This window comes from Streptococcus oralis (assembly GCF_002386345.1).
Taxonomy (GTDB): domain Bacteria; phylum Bacillota; class Bacilli; order Lactobacillales; family Streptococcaceae; genus Streptococcus; species Streptococcus oralis_S.
In genome coordinates this window covers 271,853-290,430 of record NZ_CP023507.1, presented here as the reverse complement: position 1 = coordinate 290,430, position 18,578 = coordinate 271,853, and the positions used below count along the sequence as shown (strand labels likewise).

The 18,578-nt window shown below is 43.4% G+C and carries 10 protein-coding genes, 19 tRNA genes and 3 rRNA genes; 4 read left to right on the top strand and 28 right to left on the bottom strand.

Annotated features, from left to right (window positions below; all coding sequences use genetic code 11):
- Positions 1-5: 5 nt before the first annotated feature.
- From CO686_RS01500 to CO686_RS01490, 3 genes are read right to left on the bottom strand one after another with little or no spacing between them, the layout of a single operon-like run.
- Positions 6-878, bottom strand: a complete 873-nt coding sequence (locus CO686_RS01500; RefSeq protein WP_033584257.1) for a carbohydrate ABC transporter permease — start codon at positions 876-878, stop codon at positions 6-8.
- Positions 879-896: 18 nt separating this feature from the next.
- Positions 897-2,147 carry an extracellular solute-binding protein gene (locus CO686_RS01495; protein ID WP_049501569.1) on the bottom strand — a complete coding sequence of 417 codons (1,251 nt, stop codon included), beginning with the start codon at positions 2,145-2,147 and terminating at the stop codon, positions 897-899.
- A 34-nt stretch (positions 2,148-2,181) separates the two neighbouring features.
- On the bottom strand, positions 2,182-4,344 hold the full coding sequence (locus CO686_RS01490) for an alpha-galactosidase (protein WP_096753427.1): 2,163 nt from the start codon (positions 4,342-4,344) through the stop codon (positions 2,182-2,184).
- Positions 4,345-4,451: 107 nt separating this feature from the next.
- Here CO686_RS01490 and CO686_RS01485 point away from each other — a divergent pair, with 107 nt between their 5' ends.
- Positions 4,452-5,312 carry an AraC family transcriptional regulator gene (locus tag CO686_RS01485; RefSeq protein WP_096753426.1) on the top strand — a complete coding sequence of 287 codons (861 nt, stop codon included), beginning with the start codon at positions 4,452-4,454 and terminating at the stop codon, positions 5,310-5,312.
- The gene (gene birA / locus CO686_RS01480; protein WP_049501568.1) at positions 5,309-6,244 is read left to right on the top strand and encodes a bifunctional biotin--[acetyl-CoA-carboxylase] ligase/biotin operon repressor BirA; all 936 of its coding nucleotides are present in this window, start codon (positions 5,309-5,311) and stop codon (positions 6,242-6,244) included. Before CO686_RS01485 ends, birA begins: the two co-directional genes overlap by 4 nt.
- A 76-nt stretch (positions 6,245-6,320) precedes the next feature.
- Here birA and CO686_RS01475 read toward each other — a convergent pair.
- The 23 genes from CO686_RS01475 to rlmD form a co-directional block, all read right to left on the bottom strand.
- Positions 6,321-6,408: transfer RNA gene (locus CO686_RS01475), tRNA-Ser, on the bottom strand.
- A 6-nt stretch (positions 6,409-6,414) separates the two neighbouring features.
- Positions 6,415-6,488 (bottom strand) — tRNA-Ile (locus CO686_RS01470).
- A gap of 33 nt (positions 6,489-6,521) precedes the next feature.
- A tRNA-Gly gene (locus CO686_RS01465) sits at positions 6,522-6,592 on the bottom strand.
- 16 nt (positions 6,593-6,608) lie between these two features.
- A tRNA-Phe gene (locus CO686_RS01460) sits at positions 6,609-6,681 on the bottom strand.
- Positions 6,682-6,684: 3 nt separating this feature from the next.
- A tRNA-Met gene (locus tag CO686_RS01455) sits at positions 6,685-6,758 on the bottom strand.
- Positions 6,759-6,769: 11 nt separating this feature from the next.
- A tRNA-Ser gene (locus CO686_RS01450) sits at positions 6,770-6,859 on the bottom strand.
- An 11-nt stretch (positions 6,860-6,870) separates the two neighbouring features.
- A tRNA-Ile gene (locus CO686_RS01445) sits at positions 6,871-6,944 on the bottom strand.
- A 13-nt stretch (positions 6,945-6,957) separates the two neighbouring features.
- Positions 6,958-7,031 (bottom strand) — tRNA-Met (locus tag CO686_RS01440).
- A gap of 5 nt (positions 7,032-7,036) precedes the next feature.
- Positions 7,037-7,110, bottom strand: a tRNA-Pro gene (locus CO686_RS01435).
- 15 nt (positions 7,111-7,125) lie between these two features.
- A tRNA-Arg gene (locus tag CO686_RS01430) sits at positions 7,126-7,199 on the bottom strand.
- 11 nt (positions 7,200-7,210) lie between these two features.
- Positions 7,211-7,296: transfer RNA gene (locus tag CO686_RS01425), tRNA-Leu, on the bottom strand.
- 7 nt (positions 7,297-7,303) lie between these two features.
- A tRNA-Gly gene (locus CO686_RS01420) sits at positions 7,304-7,375 on the bottom strand.
- A 27-nt stretch (positions 7,376-7,402) separates the two neighbouring features.
- Positions 7,403-7,475 (bottom strand) — tRNA-Thr (locus CO686_RS01415).
- A gap of 12 nt (positions 7,476-7,487) precedes the next feature.
- Positions 7,488-7,569 (bottom strand) — tRNA-Leu (locus CO686_RS01410).
- A gap of 5 nt (positions 7,570-7,574) precedes the next feature.
- A tRNA-Lys gene (locus CO686_RS01405) sits at positions 7,575-7,647 on the bottom strand.
- A gap of 24 nt (positions 7,648-7,671) precedes the next feature.
- Positions 7,672-7,744, bottom strand: a tRNA-Asp gene (locus CO686_RS01400).
- Positions 7,745-7,746: 2 nt separating this feature from the next.
- Positions 7,747-7,819, bottom strand: a tRNA-Val gene (locus tag CO686_RS01395).
- Positions 7,820-7,924: 105 nt separating this feature from the next.
- Positions 7,925-8,040, bottom strand: a 5S ribosomal RNA gene (gene rrf / locus CO686_RS01390).
- A gap of 76 nt (positions 8,041-8,116) precedes the next feature.
- Positions 8,117-11,017 (bottom strand): 23S ribosomal RNA (locus tag CO686_RS01385).
- Positions 11,018-11,139: 122 nt separating this feature from the next.
- Positions 11,140-11,212 (bottom strand) — tRNA-Ala (locus tag CO686_RS01380).
- Between the two features lie 51 nt (positions 11,213-11,263).
- Positions 11,264-12,812: ribosomal RNA gene (locus tag CO686_RS01375) — 16S ribosomal RNA — on the bottom strand.
- Together the 16S, 23S and 5S rRNA genes with 19 tRNA genes alongside form the textbook arrangement of a ribosomal RNA operon.
- Positions 12,813-13,042: 230 nt before the next feature.
- Positions 13,043-13,114, bottom strand: a tRNA-Glu gene (locus CO686_RS01365).
- Positions 13,115-13,176: 62 nt separating this feature from the next.
- Positions 13,177-14,547, bottom strand: coding sequence for a 23S rRNA (uracil(1939)-C(5))-methyltransferase RlmD (gene rlmD / locus CO686_RS01360; protein ID WP_096753425.1), 1,371 nt, complete (start codon positions 14,545-14,547; stop codon positions 13,177-13,179).
- 37 nt (positions 14,548-14,584) lie between these two features.
- Between rlmD and recX the strand changes: the two genes are divergently transcribed.
- On the top strand, positions 14,585-15,361 hold the full coding sequence (gene recX, locus CO686_RS01355; protein WP_000705066.1) for a recombination regulator RecX: 777 nt from the start codon (positions 14,585-14,587) through the stop codon (positions 15,359-15,361).
- Between the two features lie 88 nt (positions 15,362-15,449).
- A complete protein-coding gene (ntdP, locus tag CO686_RS01350) occupies positions 15,450-15,983 on the top strand; it encodes a nucleoside tri-diphosphate phosphatase (protein ID WP_000775317.1) in 534 nt (177 codons plus the stop codon).
- Positions 15,984-16,053: 70 nt separating this feature from the next.
- Here the strand turns inward: ntdP and CO686_RS01345 are convergent, their stop codons facing one another.
- Both CO686_RS01345 and groL read right to left on the bottom strand, forming a co-directional pair.
- Complete coding sequence (locus CO686_RS01345) at positions 16,054-16,821, bottom strand: epoxyqueuosine reductase QueH (protein WP_000567567.1); 768 nt, start codon at positions 16,819-16,821, stop codon at positions 16,054-16,056.
- Positions 16,822-16,945: 124 nt separating this feature from the next.
- A complete protein-coding gene (gene groL / locus CO686_RS01340; protein WP_000031557.1) occupies positions 16,946-18,568 on the bottom strand; it encodes a chaperonin GroEL in 1,623 nt (540 codons plus the stop codon).
- Positions 18,569-18,578 lie beyond the last annotated feature (10 nt).

Sequence of the window (18,578 nt, the reverse complement as noted above, 5' to 3'; positions counted from 1 at the left end):
CTCTATTAGATTTCAAATTTCTTTGATAGCTTGATTTGGATCAGAGAAACAATTCCAATAATTAAGAATAAAATCAAGGCAATTGCATTCGCATATCCATATTGATTACTCTTGAAAGCATAGTTGTAGACTAAAAGTCCAAGAGACGTTGTAGCATTATTTGGACCACCACTCGTCAACGCAAAAATTTGGTCAAAGGCTGTCAAACCAGACTTAAGAGCCAAGATAAAAACCATTGAGATCGTTGGCAGTAAATAGGGCAATTCAATCTTCCAAAAGGTTTGTTTACTGGTTGCACCATCAATTGATGCTGCCTCTAAAATATCATTTGGAATACTCTGAAGACCAGCAAGAAAGAGAATGATTGGCATAGCTACTCCTTGCCATAGAAGAACAAAAATAGTTGCCACTACCGCTCCAACTGGTGTCCCCAATAGACTCTCTTGTAAAAAGCTAATTCCTAAAATTTTTCCAATCGTTGGAAGACCATAGTTGAAGAATTGTTTAAAAATCAAGGAAACTGTCAAACCAGACAAAACAGCCGGGAAAAAGAACCAAGCTCTAAAGAAGGTCTGCCCCTTCATCTTAGAATTTAAGGCTCGTGCCACAACCATCCCAATCGTAATCTCTCCAATAATCAATGCCAGAGTTAAAATCAAAGTAAAGGCTATGGCTGTGAAGAATTTCCCATCAATCATCAGCAATTTGTAGTTATTTAAACCAACAAATTTATAATTATAGGTCAATCCAGTCCAGTTAGTCAAACTATAGAAAGCACCTTGTACCATTGGAAAGTAAAAGAAGATAGCTTGTAAAGCAAGCGGGATGAGCAAAAATGTCCAACCCCAGTATTTATTTAAAAATTTTCGAATAGCCATATCATCTTAACTCCTATTCTAGTCCAAATCTGCCTTCATTGGATTAAAGAAAGCATTGAGATTGTTTGCCATATTTTTCAGATTTTTATCCATCAGGTAACCTGCACTTAGATTAAAAAAGTCTTCTTCAGAGTTCCAGCGTTGGCCCAACCAAACATAATGTTTGTCCGTAAAAGCCAGTTTAGAAATAGCTGCAAGCGCTGAATCTTCTTTTTCCTGTATGCCTTTCACCGCAACTGGTGATCCATCTACATCATAGTATGACTGCATAGCTTTTGGACTAGTCATATAGCTGATAAATTCTTCGGTTTCTTTCGGATGTTTGGTAGTAGCTGAAGTTGATAATGCCATGTCCCCTGCACCAACAGTGACTTCTTTTCCTACTTCTTCTCCAGGGAAGGCGAACATCCCCACCTCAAATTTTGGATCCTGTTGATTAATTGCGGCTAATGCCCATGATCCTTGTGGCATCATCAAGGCTTTTTCACTCGAAAATGCTACCACCGCATCATTATAAGAGGCACCACGCCAACCATCTTGAGCATTATCTGCTAATAAATCGAGTCGTTCTGCATCTGCTTTTAAAATAGCATCATCTGCAGAGATTGCGTTTGGTTTTGAAAAGCGAAGATAGTTATTAGCCGCGTCTCCACTACCCGTAAGGGTAATGAGAGAAAGTTGGTGGTAACCATTTAATGTCCAGCCTTCATTGCCTGCAACCGCAAACGGAGAATTTCCACTATCTTTTATCTTTTTGACAATCTCTTGAAATTCTTTAAAAGTCTTCGGTTCCTCAAGTCCTAATTCTTTAAACTTCGTTTTATTGTAATAGATTCCATAAAGGTTGGCTGTTAATGGCACACTATAAATCTTGTTATTGATTGCATACTTTTCGGCATAGTCATTCTTGATGTTCTCAAGATAGGGTTTTTCTGTCATATCTGCAAAATAGCCTGCCTTCGCCCACTCCTGAAAATCCATATTTTGAGGATAGACATTAATAATATCTGGAACATCTCCTGATAAAATCCGAGTCTTTAGAACAATTCCAGCTGAAGGTACTGTAGTCAGCTTTACATCAATATTAGGGTGTTCCTTCTCAAAATCATCCACTATCCTTTGCAAGGTATCTGCCATCTCGGTCTTCTGGTTAAAAAACTCAATCGTTACCTTACCATCAGCTGATTGATTGTTCTGACCACAAGCCACTAGGCCTAGTAAACTTGCCACAGCTACTAAAAGAAAACCTGCTTTCTTATACCATTTCATTGGAATGCCTCCTTGATAAATTTATACGCTTTTATTATAGTCTTTTGAATTTATACTGTCTACTCAAAAAATCTCCTGGCGATAAGGTAACAGTTAAACCTGCATACATGAGCTCTGCACCCGAGTAAACAATGTTTGTCCCTTCCAGCTCATAAAGCCCTTCCACCTCTAAGTCTTTCAGTTTCAAGGTGGTTTCCATTGTTTCCACAACTGATAGGACTCGGACGTAGGTTACAATCGTTTGATTTCCATAGTTAAATTGTACAGCTACTTCATTGGATGCAGCATCGGGATTAATTAACCTATACTGATTTCCCAACTGGACTACTGGTCGCAATTCTTTATACAAGTTCACCTGATTAGCGATCTCAGCTTTCTCCTCATCTGATAAACTTGTCAAATCAAGCTCATAACCCAGATTTCCCATCATGGCTACATGGCCACGTGTTTCTAACGGTGTCTTTCGTCCCATCTGGTGATTCGGTACTGCTGACACATGAGCCCCCATAGAAATGGTTGGATAGAGATAGGATGAACCATATTGGATTGGTAAACGTGCAATAGCATCAGTATTATCACTAGCCCAGACTTGTGGGAAATAACGCATCATACCAAGATCATTTCGTCCACCACCACCTGAGCAGGACTCAAAGAGAATATGGCTATGCTTCTCTGTCAGATAAGAAACGAGTTCGTAAAGCCCCATCATGTACTGATGAGACTGCATCTGGGTTTCCAGATAAACTGAACCATTCCCCAGATTAGTGATATTGCGGTTCATATCCCATTTGATGTAGTCAATTTTATGATGAAAGAGGAGTTCATCTAAAACATTTTTCAAATATTCTACTACCTGAGGATTGGCAAGATTAAGTACTAATTGATTTCGAGAATAGGTATGCTCATAACCTGGAACCTGAATAGCCCAGTCAGGATGTTTGCGATACAAGTCGCTATCAACAGAAATCATCTCCGGTTCTAACCAAAGCCCAAACTGCAAACCTCTTTCATGGATCGCTGAAATCAGACTTTCTAGACTTCCACCCAGTTTTTTCTCATTCACAACCCAATCACCTAAAGCACGATTATCATCAAAGCGATTACCAAACCACCCATCATCTAATACAAAAAGTTCAATTCCAACTTTCTTAGCTTCATCAGCTAGTTCTAACAGTTTTTCTCTCTGAAAGTCAAAGTAGGTAGCTTCCCAGTTATTGATTAGAATTGGACGCTCTTTTTTAGAAAATTTACTTGGCATAATGTGCTTAAGTACAAAATTCTGACTTTCATGACTAATACCAGTTAATCCCTTATCTGAATAGGTCACTAAAGCTACCGGTGTTTCAAAATTTTCCTCAGGATCTAACTTCCAAGAAAAGTTTTCTGGATTAATGCCAATAGCCACCCGAACTTCATTCAGTTGATTCTTTTGGACAAAAGCTTCGAAGTTTCCACTATACATCAGTTGAATAGCAAACACATTCCCAGCATCCTCTGTAACTCCTTGATCACATAATATAAGAGCAGGTGTTTGAGCATGCCCAGAAGCTCCACGGTTCGAACTAATCGAAAAGATTCCTTGCTCTACCTGTTGACGTCGGACAGTCTTTTCACGAGCATAAGCTCCCTGCAGAGTTACTATTTCGTAAGCTGCAGCAGGAAAATCAGCCATAAAAGAAAATTCCTTATAAATGACAACTTCCTGATTGCTATTATTTTCCAATTTGCTGTAACTAGCAATTGTCGCATCATTATCAAAAGCTGTATAATACAAAGTCAGACTAAGTTGAGCCTTAGAATCTTTTAAAATCAAGGCAAGCGTCTCTGTAGCATCCATGCTGTGAGGAGAAGGTAAGCCCTGTGGACCATTCTGACCTTTTAAAATCTTTGCTTCTACAAATCGAAAGTCTGTTACTTCAGTTGCATCATGTTGAACCTGTAAAGTTGGTTTTCTAAAGTCACCCAAACCATGTTGTCCAAAAATCTGACGTTGCGTATCCAAACTAAAGGTTCGATTAGTAGCTATGGGATTACCAGAAAAAGCATGATCGCGTTCGTAAACACTATTAGCCCCTCTATAGTTCTTAATAGTCTTTCCTAAATGTTTTAATAATAAGAATCCATCCCTATTTTCAATAATCAAACTTAAACCTTTACTCTCAACGTAAAATAGATTATTCTCTATTCGAACTCCCATAAATTGTACCTCATCTATTTCTTGATAAAATTTTAGCACATAAAAGCGCTTTCTAAAATAGAGAAATGTCTACAAAGTATGGTAAAATGTTAGGTAGGAGGTGGCCCATGCTCGTTTTTTCAGAATACCAGACTGGAACAATTGATCTTTCTCTTAGCTTCTACGGTTATGAAGAATGCACGCCTAATTACTCTTTTGGTCCAGCTATTCGAGATACCTATGTACTCCATTACATTACTAAAGGAAAAGGTCAATTCCATTATAAGGGGAAAATTGTTGATTTAAAGGCAGGAGATTTCTTTTTACTAAAACCAGATGAATTAACATTCTATCAAGCAGATAGCCAGGATCCTTGGGCTTACTACTGGTTGGGGATCACTGGAGGGAGGGCACCTGACTACTTTGCTCTATCTCAAATTTCTGACCAATCCTACCTCATCCAGTCAAATAACTGTCATACACAAACAACTGCAAAACTCATCTCAGATATTGTCTGCTTTGCTCAGATTACAAAATCTAATGAATTGGCTCAACTCCACATCATGGGACAACTCCATGAACTAATGTTTCATCTAGGAACGATTGCTCCCAATCAGAAAAAAGAGAATATTTCATCAACTCACCAGCTCTATCTTGACTGCAAACAATTAATTGATAGTCACTATCCACGATCGCTCACCATTCAAGATTTAGCAAAAGAGCTATCGGTTCATAGAAGTTACTTAACTAGTGTGTTTAAAGAATTTCACCAACTCTCTCCAAAAGAGTATTTACTTTTCGTTCGAATGAAGCGTGCTCAACAGTTACTAGAACACACAAATGAAACGATCAAAGTCATTGCATATTCTGTAGGTTTTTCAGACCCACTACATTTCTCAAAAGCCTACAAACAGTTTTTTCATAAAACACCTAGTCAAACTCGAAAAGAATACTCTCACTCCCTCTTAGCTAGAAAGGAAAATCAATGAAATCACACCAACTAGTCTACCAAATATTAGCTAGAGAAAACGATTATGTTAGCGGAGAAAAAATCGGAGAAGAACTGAATTTAAGCCGTACATCCATATGGAAAGCGATCCAACGTCTTCAACAAGAAGGCCTAGAAATTGACAGTATCAAAAATAGAGGCTATAAGCTTATTCAAGGCGATCTGATATTGCCTGATTTGATTCAGGAGAACACCAACTTAACCATTCGCTACAAACCTGAGACCAAATCAACCCAAACAGATGCAAAAGAAGGGATTGAAGCTGGAAACAAAGGAAATACACTCTATCTTTCAACCTGTCAAACAGCAGGTCGTGGCCGCTTTCAGCGCCGCTACTATTCTCCATCTCAGGGGGGGATCTATATGTCCCTGCATGTTCAACCCAATCTTCCTTATGAAAAACTCCCTTCCTATACTCTCCTTGTAGCTGCTGCAGTCTACAAAGCCATTAAAAACCTAACTATGATAGAAGTAGATATCAAATGGGTAAATGACATCTACTTTAAAAATAAAAAGATAGCAGGTATCCTCACTGAAGCGATGACATCAGTTGAGACAGGCTTGGTTACAGACGTCATTATCGGACTTGGTATAAATTTTTCTATAGCAGACTTCCCAGAAGACCTAAAAGAAAAAGCAGGCAGCCTATTTATGCCACCTGCACCAATTAGTCGTAATGAGCTCATCAGCGAAATATGGAATTGTTTCTACAATACGGATTCAGATGAGCTACTTTATATCTATAAAGAAAGATCAATCGTTCTTGGAAAAGAAGTTACTTTCCAGCTAGACGGAAAATTTGAGAAAGGTCTTGCAAAAGAAATCTCAGAATCCGGCCAACTACAAGTCGAATTTGAAGATAAACATACTATCTGGCTAAATAGCGGAGAAATATCACTAACGGGTTGGTAATAAACAAATCCCCCTTTTAATGATTTAGAAGGGGGATTTACATACAAAAAAAGAGCCTAACAGCTCTCTTAACGTACGGAGAATGGGGGATTCGAACCCCCGCGCCGGTTACCCGACCTAACGATTTAGCAAACCGTCCTCTTCAGCCTCTTGAGTAATTCTCCTATTAATGGGCACGAGTGGACTCGAACCACCGACCTCACGCTTATCAGGCGTGCGCTCTAACCACCTGAGCTACGCGCCCAAGTTCAAAAACTTGGTATGAACTTTCGTTCAAAGCGGGTGACGAGAATCGAACTCGCGACAACAGCTTGGAAGGCTGTAGTTTTACCACTAAACTACACCCGCTTAATAAAATAAAATATGGCGCGAGACGGAATCGAACCGCCGACACATGGAGCTTCAATCCATTGCTCTACCAACTGAGCTACCGAGCCAAATTGCGGGAGCAGGATTTGAACCTACGACCTTCGGGTTATGAGCCCGACGAGCTACCGAGCTGCTCCATCCCGCGTTAATATAAAAAGGAGGATGTGGGATTCGAACCCACGCACGCTTTTACACGCCTGACGGTTTTCAAGACCGTTCCCTTCAGCCGGACTTGGGTAATCCTCCAGTATTTACAATGGACCTTGTAGGACTTGAACCTACGACCACTCGGTTATGAGCCGAGAGCTCTAACCAGCTGAGCTAAAGGTCCAACAAGATCAATATAGCGGCGAAGGGGATCGAACCCCCGACCTCCCGGGTATGAACCGGACGCTCTAGCCAGCTGAGCTACACCGCCATGAATCGGGAAGACAGGATTCGAACCTGCGACACCTTGGTCCCAAACCAAGTACTCTACCAAGCTGAGCTACTTCCCGCGTTAAATAAAAAAATGCACCCTAGAGGAGTCGAACCTCTAACCGCCTGATTCGTAGTCAGGTACTCTATCCAGTTGAGCTAAGGGTGCTCATCATTATATGCCGAGGACCGGAATCGAACCGGTACGATCGTTACCAATCGCAGGATTTTAAGTCCTGTGCGTCTGCCAGTTCCGCCACCCCGGCCTCTCTAAGCGAACGACGGGATTCGAACCCGCGACCCCCACCTTGGCAAGGTGGTGTTCTACCACTGAACTACGTTCGCATCGACCTCTTATTCTATATAAAAAAATGCCGGCTACATGACTTGAACACGCGACCCTCTGATTACAAATCAGATGCTCTACCAACTGAGCTAAGCCGGCTACTTTCTATTATGCGGGTTAAGGGACTTGAACCCCCACGCCGTTAAGCGCCAGATCCTAAATCTGGTGCGTCTGCCAATTCCGCCAAACCCGCAAATATGACCCGTACTGGGCTCGAACCAGTGACCCATTGATTAAAAGTCAATTGCTCTACCAACTGAGCTAACGAGTCTAAAATAACTTCCGTTATCTTAAACGGTCCCGACGGGAATCGAACCCGCGATCTTCGCCGTGACAGGGCGACGTGATAACCGCTACACTACGGGACCTATGGGAGTTAACGGGATCGAACCGCTGACCCTCTGCTTGTAAGGCAGATGCTCTCCCAGCTGAGCTAAACTCCCAAAGGGCGGAGTCTAGCTCAGCCAACGGTAAGAAACTTCGTTTCTCTCATCCGCCGATTGTAATTTCGATTTCCTCTCAATTACAACTGAGCTAAACTCCCTCGAGCTAAGCGACTTCCATATCTCACAGGGGGCAACCCCCAACTACTTCCGGCGTTCTAGGGCTTAACTGCTGTGTTCGGCATGGGTACAGGTGTATCTCCTAGGCTATCGTCACTTAACTCTGAGTAATACCTACTCAAAATTGAATATCTATCAAATACCAAGAAAACCTCACACTTCGTATTCTCAGTTACTTTGGATAAGTCCTCGAGCTATTAGTATTAGTCCGCTACATGTGTCGCCACACTTCCACTTCTAACCTATCTACCTGATCATCTCTCAGGGCTCTTACTGATATAAAATCATGGGAAATCTCATCTTGAGGTGGGTTTCACACTTAGATGCTTTCAGCGTTTATCCCTTCCCTACATAGCTACCCAGCGATGCCTTTGGCAAGACAACTGGTACACCAGCGGTAAGTCCACTCTGGTCCTCTCGTACTAGGAGCAGATCCTCTCAAATTTCCTACGCCCGCGACGGATAGGGACCGAACTGTCTCACGACGTTCTGAACCCAGCTCGCGTGCCGCTTTAATGGGCGAACAGCCCAACCCTTGGGACCGACTACAGCCCCAGGATGCGACGAGCCGACATCGAGGTGCCAAACCTCCCCGTCGATGTGAACTCTTGGGGGAGATAAGCCTGTTATCCCCAGGGTAGCTTTTATCCGTTGAGCGATGGCCCTTCCATACGGAACCACCGGATCACTAAGCCCGACTTTCGTCCCTGCTCGAGTTGTAGCTCTCGCAGTCAAGCTCCCTTATACCTTTACACTCTGCGAATGATTTCCAACCATTCTGAGGGAACCTTTGGGCGCCTCCGTTACCTTTTAGGAGGCGACCGCCCCAGTCAAACTGCCCGTCAGACACTGTCTCCGATAGGGATAACCTATCCGGGTTAGAGTGGCCATAACACAAGGGTAGTATCCCAACAACGTCTCCTTCGAAACTGGCGTCCCGATCTCATAGACTCCTACCTATCCTGTACATGTGGTACAGACACTCAATATCAAACTGCAGTAAAGCTCCATGGGGTCTTTCCGTCCTGTCGCGGGTAACCTGCATCTTCACAGGTACTAAAATTTCACCGAGTCTCTCGTTGAGACAGTGCCCAAATCATTACGCCTTTCGTGCGGGTCGGAACTTACCCGACAAGGAATTTCGCTACCTTAGGACCGTTATAGTTACGGCCGCCGTTTACTGGGGCTTCAATTCATACCTTCGCTTACGCTAAGCACTCCTCTTAACCTTCCAGCACCGGGCAGGCGTCACCCCCTATACATCATCTTACGATTTAGCAGAGAGCTGTGTTTTTGATAAACAGTTGCTTGGGCCTATTCACTGCGGCTGACGTAAAGTCAGCACCCCTTCTCCCGAAGTTACGGGGTCATTTTGCCGAGTTCCTTAACGAGAGTTCTCTCGCTCACCTGAGGCTACTCGCCTCGACTACCTGTGTCGGTTTGCGGTACGGGTAGAGTATGTTTAAACGCTAGAAGCTTTTCTTGGCAGTGTGACGTCACTAACTTCGCTACTAAACTTCGCTCCCCATCACAGCTCAATGTTATAGAACTAAGCATTTGACTCAATTCACACCTCACTGCTTAGACAGACTCTTCCATTCGTCTGCTTTAGTTAGCCTACTGCGTCCCTCCATCACTACATACTCTAGTACAGGAATATCAACCTGTTGTCCATCGGATACACCTTTCGGTCTCTCCTTAGGTCCCGACTAACCCAGGGCGGACGAGCCTTCCCCTGGAAACCTTAGTCTTACGGTGGACAGGATTCTCACCTGTCTTTCGCTACTCATACCGGCATTCTCACTTCTATGCGTTCCAGCACTCCTCACGGTATACCTTCTTCACACATAGAACGCTCTCCTACCATACCTATAAAGGTATCCACAGCTTCGGTAAATTGTTTTAGCCCCGGTACATTTTCGGCGCAGGGTCACTCGACTAGTGAGCTATTACGCACTCTTTGAATGAATAGCTGCTTCTAAGCTAACATCCTAGTTGTCTGTGCAACCCCACATCCTTTTCCACTTAACAATTATTTTGGGACCTTAGCTGGTGGTCTGGGCTGTTTCCCTTTCGACTACGGATCTTAGCACTCGCAGTCTGACTGCCGACCATAATTCATTGGCATTCGGAGTTTATCTGAGATTGGTAATCCGGGATGGACCCCTCACCCAAACAGTGCTCTACCTCCAAGAATCTTTATGTCGACGCTAGCCCTAAAGCTATTTCGGAGAGAACCAGCTATCTCCAAGTTCGTTTGGAATTTCTCCGCTACCCACAAGTCATCCAAGCACTTTTCAACGTGCCCTGGTTCGGTCCTCCAGTGCGTCTTACCGCACCTTCAACCTGCTCATGGGTAGGTCACATGGTTTCGGGTCTACGACATGATACTAATTCGCCCTATTCAGACTCGGTTTCCCTGCGGCTCCGTCTCTTCAACTTAACCTCGCATCATATCGTAACTCGCCGGTTCATTCTACAAAAGGCACGCTCTCACCCATTAACGGGCTCGAACTTGTTGTAGGCACACGGTTTCAGGTTCTATTTCACTCCCCTCCCGGGGTGCTTTTCACCTTTCCCTCACGGTACTGGTTCACTATCGGTCACTAGGGAGTATTTAGGGTTGGGAGATGGTCCTCCCAGATTCCGACGGGATTTCACGTGTCCCGCCGTACTCAGGATACTGCTAGGTACAAAGACTATTTTAAATACGAGGCTATTACTCTCTTTGGCTGATCTTCCCAAATCATTCTTCTATAATCTTTGAGTCCACATTGCAGTCCTACAACCCCGAAGAGTAAACTCTTCGGTTTGCCCTCCTGCCGTTTCGCTCGCCGCTACTAAGGCAATCGCTTTTGCTTTCTCTTCCTGCAGCTACTTAGATGTTTCAGTTCACTGCGTCTTCCTCCTCACATCCTTAACAGATGCGGGTAACAGGTAGTACCTGTTGGGTTCCCCCATTCGGAAATCCCTGGATCATCGCTTACTTACAGCTACCCAAGGCATATCGTCGTTTGTCACGTCCTTCTTCGGCTCCTAGTGCCAAGGCATCCACCGTGCGCCCTTATTAACTTAACCTTATTTTTTGACCTTTCAGTCATAAACTCTTTTAATACTACAGCGTTTCGGTTTATTTTCTTGTTACTATTTGATATAGATATTCAATTTTCAATGTGCATTACTTGGTGATCTCTCACCAATGGAGCCTAGCGGGATCGAACCGCTGACCTCCTGCGTGCAAAGCAGGCGCTCTCCCAGCTGAGCTAAGGCCCCACAAGACCTCTCAAGACTAAACAAGACCAATGTGCAGTTCCTTATCCTTAGAAAGGAGGTGATCCAGCCGCACCTTCCGATACGGCTACCTTGTTACGACTTCACCCCAATCATCTATCCCACCTTAGGCGGCTGGCTCCTAAAAGGTTACCTCACCGACTTCGGGTGTTACAAACTCTCGTGGTGTGACGGGCGGTGTGTACAAGGCCCGGGAACGTATTCACCGCGGCGTGCTGATCCGCGATTACTAGCGATTCCGACTTCATGTAGGCGAGTTGCAGCCTACAATCCGAACTGAGACTGGCTTTAAGAGATTAGCTTGCCGTCACCGGCTTGCGACTCGTTGTACCAGCCATTGTAGCACGTGTGTAGCCCAGGTCATAAGGGGCATGATGATTTGACGTCATCCCCACCTTCCTCCGGTTTATTACCGGCAGTCTCGCTAGAGTGCCCAACTGAATGATGGCAACTAACAATAGGGGTTGCGCTCGTTGCGGGACTTAACCCAACATCTCACGACACGAGCTGACGACAACCATGCACCACCTGTCACCTCTGTCCCGAAGGAAAGCTCTATCTCTAGAGCGGTCAGAGGGATGTCAAGACCTGGTAAGGTTCTTCGCGTTGCTTCGAATTAAACCACATGCTCCACCGCTTGTGCGGGCCCCCGTCAATTCCTTTGAGTTTCAACCTTGCGGTCGTACTCCCCAGGCGGAGTGCTTAATGCGTTAGCTGCGGCACTAAACCCCGGAAAGGGTCTAACACCTAGCACTCATCGTTTACGGCGTGGACTACCAGGGTATCTAATCCTGTTTGCTCCCCACGCTTTCGAGCCTCAGCGTCAGTTACAAGCCAGAGAGCCGCTTTCGCCACCGGTGTTCCTCCATATATCTACGCATTTCACCGCTACACATGGAATTCCACTCTCCCCTCTTGCACTCAAGTTAAACAGTTTCCAAAGCGTACTATGGTTAAGCCACAGCCTTTAACTTCAGACTTATCTAACCGCCTGCGCTCGCTTTACGCCCAATAAATCCGGACAACGCTCGGGACCTACGTATTACCGCGGCTGCTGGCACGTAGTTAGCCGTCCCTTTCTGGTAAGATACCGTCACAGTGTGAACTTTCCACTCTCACACTCGTTCTTCTCTTACAACAGAGCTTTACGATCCGAAAACCTTCTTCACTCACGCGGCGTTGCTCGGTCAGACTTCCGTCCATTGCCGAAGATTCCCTACTGCTGCCTCCCGTAGGAGTCTGGGCCGTGTCTCAGTCCCAGTGTGGCCGATCACCCTCTCAGGTCGGCTATGTATCGTTGCCTTGGTGAGCCGTTACCTCACCAACTAGCTAATACAACGCAGGTCCATCTGGTAGTGATGCAATTGCACCTTTTAAGCAAATGTCATGCAACATCTACTATTATGCGGTATTAGCTATCGTTTCCAATAGTTATCCCCCGCTACCAGGCAGGTTACCTACGCGTTACTCACCCGTTCGCAACTCATCCAAGAAGAGCAAGCTCCTCTCTTCAGCGTTCTACTTGCATGTATTAGGCACGCCGCCAGCGTTCGTCCTGAGCCAGGATCAAACTCTCATTAAAAGTTTGAGTTCTCACTCATTTCTGTCACTGACAGATTTATTGTTTTTTTCATTGTTCAGTACTATAACATCTGTTATAGTGCCCTGCACATTGGTTCGTCTTGTTCAGTTTTCAAAGGTCTTTGTCACTCATTCTCTCTCAAGCGACAACTATATTAGTATATCACAGCTACCTGCCTCTGTCAACAGATTTTTTAAACTTTTTTCAAGTTTTTTTACCACAATACACCATAGTCCGTACGGGATTCGAACCCGTGTTACCGCCGTGAAAAGGCGGTGTCTTAACCCCTTGACCAACGGACCTGAGTTGTTATTTTCAACTCTTTCTATTATACCTACTTTTCCGCCTTTGTCAAGGACTTTTTTCAGTGATGTTGATTTTTTCTTTTCTTCACTAACTTAACCACTGCTTCTGTTCGTGCAGTGTGGGGAAACATATCGACTGACTGGATATACTGGAGATCATAAACTTTTACCAGTTTAACCAAATCTCGTGCCAAGGTCGAAACATTGCAGGATACATAGACCATTTTTTCTGGGACATAGGTCAGAATGGTATCCAGTAACTTATCATCTAAGCCTGTACGAGGAGGATCGACTATCAAGGCATCTGCTCGGTAGCCTTCTTTATACCAGCGTGGAATAATCTCTTCAGCTGTTCCCGTTTCGTAATGGGTATTGTCAAACCCCATTTTTTGAGCATTTCTCTTGGCATCTTCTATGGCTTCCGGAATAATATCCATTCCTCTGAGACTCTTGACCTTCTTTGCGAAGGCAAATCCAATCGTACCAACACCACAATAAGCATCGATTAGATGGTCTTCTTTGCTGACATCCAGAGCCTTAATTGCTTCACTATAGAGAATTTCTGTCTGCTCCGGATTAAGTTGATAAAAAGCTCGGGGCGAGAGAGAAAACTCATAGTCGAGTACTCCTTCTTGAATGCTCTCTTGGCCCCAGATAATTTCCGTCTTTTCACCATAGATTTCACTTGTTTTCGCTGTATTTGTATTGACTGCAACTGTGACGACTTCTGGAAAATCTTTAACTAAGTCTTTTACTAGCTGGGTTAAATTAAGCTGACGATTCGTAACAATGATTATTTGAACTTGCCCCGTTTTTCTTGCTCTTCGTACCATAATCGTGCGAACACCGAGCGTTTTTCTCTCATCTGTAATTGGAATTTGGTGGTAAGTAAGAAGTTCAGCTAGGCGATTCGCAATCACTTGGGTTTCCTTATCTTGCACCAAACAGTCTTTCAACTCTACGAGATAATGAGAGTTTTGCGCATACAAACCTGCCTTGACCTGATTTTTAAATTTCCGAGTCTGGAATTGAAGCTTAGCACGGTAGTACTTTGGTTCCTGCATTCCGATAGTTGGACGGATTTCATAGTTTTCATATCCCGCAGGGGCAAATTTTTTCAGGGCTTGGTGGAGCAAATCTGTTTTGAACTCTAACTGTTTATCATAGTGGAGGTGCATGATTTGGCAACCACCACATTCATTATAAATCGTACAAGCTGGTACGACTCGAAATTTAGACTTCTTATTAACCTTTAGTAATTTGGCTTCAACAAAGTTACGTTTAATAGAAGTAATCTGACAATAGATATCTTCTCCTTTGAGGGCGCCTGGCACAAAAACGAGGGTTTTCTGATAGAAACCGATTCCCTCACCATTGATGCCCATCCGCTTGATTTTTAAAGGTATTTTTTGTTTGACTTTCAGATTCATACCCCTATCTTATCACATTTTAGGGTATAATAGAACTATGAAAATCACAAAACTTGAAAAGAAAAAACGTCTCTACTTGATGGAGTTAGATGGACAGCAAACCTCTTATATCACGGAGGATACCATTGTCCGTTTTATGTTGTCTAAAGATAAGGTGGTTAGCACTGAAGAATTGACCGAGATTCAGGACTTTGCCCAGTTCTCTTATGGTAAAAATCTCGCCCTCTACCATCTATCATTTAAAGCTCGAACCGAAAAGGAAGTTCGTGAGTATCTGAAAAAGTATGATCTTGATGAAAAAATCACTAGTCAAGTTATCGCTAATCTCAAAGAAGATAACTGGATTAATGATCGTCAGTATGCCTACTCTATCATCAATGCAAATCAACTTTCTGGAGATAAGGGACCCTATGTGCTAGCTCAAAAACTGTCTCAAAAAGGGATTGTCAAATCAACTATTGAAGATGTTTTAAAGGATTTTGATTTTTCAGAGGTTGCTCAACGTGTGGCGGAGAAACTGCTAAAAAAATACACGGGAAAGCTTCCCGCTCGTGCCTTGCAGGATAAGATCATTCAAAACTTGACGAACAAAGGCTTCTCCTATTCTGATGCTAAAAGTGCTTTTGATGACTTGGACAGCCAAGTCGACCAAGAAACGACTCAAGAACTCATTTTTAAAGAGCTAGACAAACAATATGCTAAGTATGCTCGCAAATATGAAGGTTACGAACTAAAGCAACGATTAACTCAAGTTTTAGCTCGAAAAGGCTATGATTTTTCGGATATAGCTAGCGCTCTCAGAGAATATCTTTAATATTTTCGTGTAAAATTCAAAAAAATTAGACCGATTTATGATATAATAGTAAACGATAAACTTATAAATTGTAGAAAGTTGGTTAGTTATGAAACTTCCAAAAGAAGGCGACTTTATTACAATTCAAAGTTATAAGCATGATGGGAGTCTTCACCGTACTTGGCGGGACACCATGGTACTAAAAACAACAGAGAACGCCATTATCGGCGTCAACGACCACACACTTGTTACCGAAAGTGACGGTCGTCGTTGGGTGACTCGAGAACCGGCTATTGTTTACTTTCACAAAAAATATTGGTTTAATATCATTGCCATGATTCGTGATAATGGGATTTCCTACTATTGCAATATGGCAAGTCCTTACTATCTAGATGAGGAAGCCCTGAAATACATTGATTATGATTTGGATGTCAAGGTTTTCACTGATGGTGAAAAGCGTCTCTTGGACGTTGAAGAGTATGAGCGCCATAAACGCAAAATGAAGTATTCTGATGATTTAGACTATATTTTGAAAGAGCATGTTAAAATCCTTGTTGATTGGATCAACAAGGGACGCGGTCCTTTCTCAGAGGCCTATGTCAACATTTGGTACAAACGCTACATAGAACTAAAGAATCGGTAAAGTTGTCAAACTGGGGTGAAAACCCTGGTTTTTTTATTTGAAAAACCCAGCTTTTCAGCTGGGTTGATTTCTATATATCTAATTTAGTAACAGTAAACTTGATGTGGGAATAGTCTTTTTCAACATCCTTATCCAACAAGAAAGCCGTGGCATCCTTCTTAACCTGAACAAGATCAATATTCTGGGCTTGAGCTGCATAGACGCATCCACAATAACATTGACGATAAATATCATACTCCTCGCACATCTCCACCGAGCGCTTGTAGCCTTGGTTTTTCTTGAAATCACTTGGGAGATAGTGGGTTGTATAAATCTTTTGCACATCAATTCCGATGCTGTTGATGGTTTGAGAATTCTTATGGGGACTGATGGTCAAAGCTGAACCAAAGTAGTCAAAGCCCAAGTCCATAGCTACTTGCGCCGTTTTATCCAGACGGTAGTCAAAACAAACCTTGCAACGATCGCCGCCTTCTGGTTCTTCTTCCAGCCCTCTGACTAACTTCCGGTATTCATTTGGTTCGTAGGGCGCTTCTAAATACTGGACCGTATTGCCTGTTCGCTCATTGAAGTCACTGACAAATTTCTTGGTGACGTAGGCCCGCTTGTGGTATTCTGCCTTTGGATGGATATTGGAATTGGCAAAATAGATGGTCACATCCGCGTATTTTGTCAGGTATTCTAGAGTGTAGGTACTACAAGGAGCACAGCAAACATGCATGAGAATAGTTGGACGTTGCTCATTTTTCTCCCAAACCTGAACCATTTTCTGCATAACACGGTCATAATTAATCTTCTGATTGGGATTCATCTTGCTCAGAATTTCTTCTACATCAATCATGTTCTTCTCCTTCTTCTAGTCTTATTTTATCATATAAGTTAGGAGAGCTCAAATCAATTTTAGAAGAGAAAACCTTAAAAGGAGGGATTATGTTCCCTCCTTTTGTGTTTTTTATAAGTTGCTTTTACATCATCCCGCCCATCATGCTTGGATCCATTGCTGGAGCTGGGGCTACTGGTTCTGGTTTATTGGCTACGACTGCTTCTGTTGTTAAAATCAAGCTAGCTACAGAGGCTGCATTTTGAAGGGCAGAACGGCTCACTTTAACTGGGTCGATGATTCCCTCTTCAATCATGTTGACCCACTCGCCAGTTGCTGCGTTGAAGCCTGTACCAACTTCAGCATTTTTCAAACGGTCAATGACGATAGACCCTTCGAATCCCGCATTGTGAGCGATTTGACGAACAGGTTCTTCCAAGGCGCGGAGAACAATATTGCGTCCTGTCGCTTCATCTCCTGTCAATTCCAAATCAGCCACTGCTGGAATGACATTGGCAAGAGCAGTTCCACCACCAGCAACGATTCCTTCTTCCACGGCTGCACGAGTAGCGTTGAGGGCATCTTCAATGCGGAGTTTCATTTCTTTCAACTCAGTTTCAGTTGCAGCACCGACCTTGATAACTGCGACACCACCTGACAATTTTGCCAAGCGTTCTTGCAATTTTTCACGGTCAAATTCAGAAGTTGTTGTTTCGATTTGAGACTTGATAACCGCAACACGGTGAGAAATGGCTTCAGGATTTCCAGCACCTTCTACGATAACCGTGCTATCTTTGTCCACAGTTACTCTCGCTGCTTGACCAAGCGCCTCAATAGTAGCGTCCTTCAACTCAAGGCCAAGATCTTCTGTGATAACAGTTCCACCTGTCAAGATGGCGATGTCTTCCAACATAGCCTTACGACGGTCCCCAAAGCCAGGGGCCTTAACTGCTACTACGTTGAAGGTTCCACGAATCTTGTTCAATACAAGAGTAGGAAGAGCTTCACCATCCACATCATCTGCAATAATCAAGAGTGGACGATTGCTTTGAAGAATACTTTCTAGAAGCGGCAAGATTTCTTGGATATTGGAAATCTTCTTGTCGGTAATCAAAATGTATGGATTTTCAAGGTCTGCCACCATTTTTTCGCTATCTGTCACCATGTACTGTGAAAGGTAACCGCGGTCAAACTGCATTCCTTCTACGACTTCAAGTTCTGTTTCCATACCACGTGACTCTTCAATGGTGATGACTCCATCCTTGCCAACTTTTTCCATGGCTTCAGAGATGTATTCGCCGACTTTTTCAGAACGAGAAGATACAGCAGCAACCTGAGCGATGGCTTCTTTATTGGCAACAGGGATGGCATTGTTTTTCAAGGCTTCTACTGCAGCAGCAACTGCTGCTTCAATCCCCCGACGAATGCCGATTGGGTTGGCACCTGCTGTGACGTTCTTGATTCCTTCACGTACGATAGCTTGAGTCAAAACAGTTGCAGTTGTCGTTCCGTCACCTGCGATATCATTGGTTTTTGAAGCTACTTCTGATACCAATTTGGCACCCATATTTTCAAAATGGTCTTCTAGTTCAATTTCTTTGGCAATAGTAACACCGTCATTGGTGATGAGTGGTGAGCCAAATGATTTTTCCAACACGACATTACGACCTTTTGGTCCCAAGGTTACTTTAACAGTGTCTGCAAGGATATCGACACCACGGACCATAGCTGAACGAGCATCAGATGAAAATTTAATTTCTTTTGACATACTTACTTTC

Bases quoted from the DNA above. Each gene is read 5' to 3' on its own strand.
- CO686_RS01500 (WP_033584257.1), bottom strand. From the start codon at position 878: ATGGCTATTCGAAAATTTTTAAATAAATACTGGGGTTGGACATTTTTG.
- CO686_RS01495 (WP_049501569.1), bottom strand. From the start codon at position 2,147: ATGAAATGGTATAAGAAAGCAGGTTTTCTTTTAGTAGCTGTGGCAAGT.
- CO686_RS01490 (WP_096753427.1), bottom strand. From the start codon at position 4,344: ATGGGAGTTCGAATAGAGAATAATCTATTTTACGTTGAGAGTAAAGGT.
- CO686_RS01485 (WP_096753426.1), top strand. From the start codon at position 4,452: ATGCTCGTTTTTTCAGAATACCAGACTGGAACAATTGATCTTTCTCTT.
- birA (WP_049501568.1), top strand. From the start codon at position 5,309: ATGAAATCACACCAACTAGTCTACCAAATATTAGCTAGAGAAAACGAT.
- rlmD (WP_096753425.1), bottom strand. From the start codon at position 14,547: ATGAATCTGAAAGTCAAACAAAAAATACCTTTAAAAATCAAGCGGATG.
- recX (WP_000705066.1), top strand. From the start codon at position 14,585: ATGAAAATCACAAAACTTGAAAAGAAAAAACGTCTCTACTTGATGGAG.
- ntdP (WP_000775317.1), top strand. From the start codon at position 15,450: ATGAAACTTCCAAAAGAAGGCGACTTTATTACAATTCAAAGTTATAAG.
- CO686_RS01345 (WP_000567567.1), bottom strand. From the start codon at position 16,821: ATGATTGATGTAGAAGAAATTCTGAGCAAGATGAATCCCAATCAGAAG.
- groL (WP_000031557.1), bottom strand. From the start codon at position 18,568: ATGTCAAAAGAAATTAAATTTTCATCTGATGCTCGTTCAGCTATGGTC.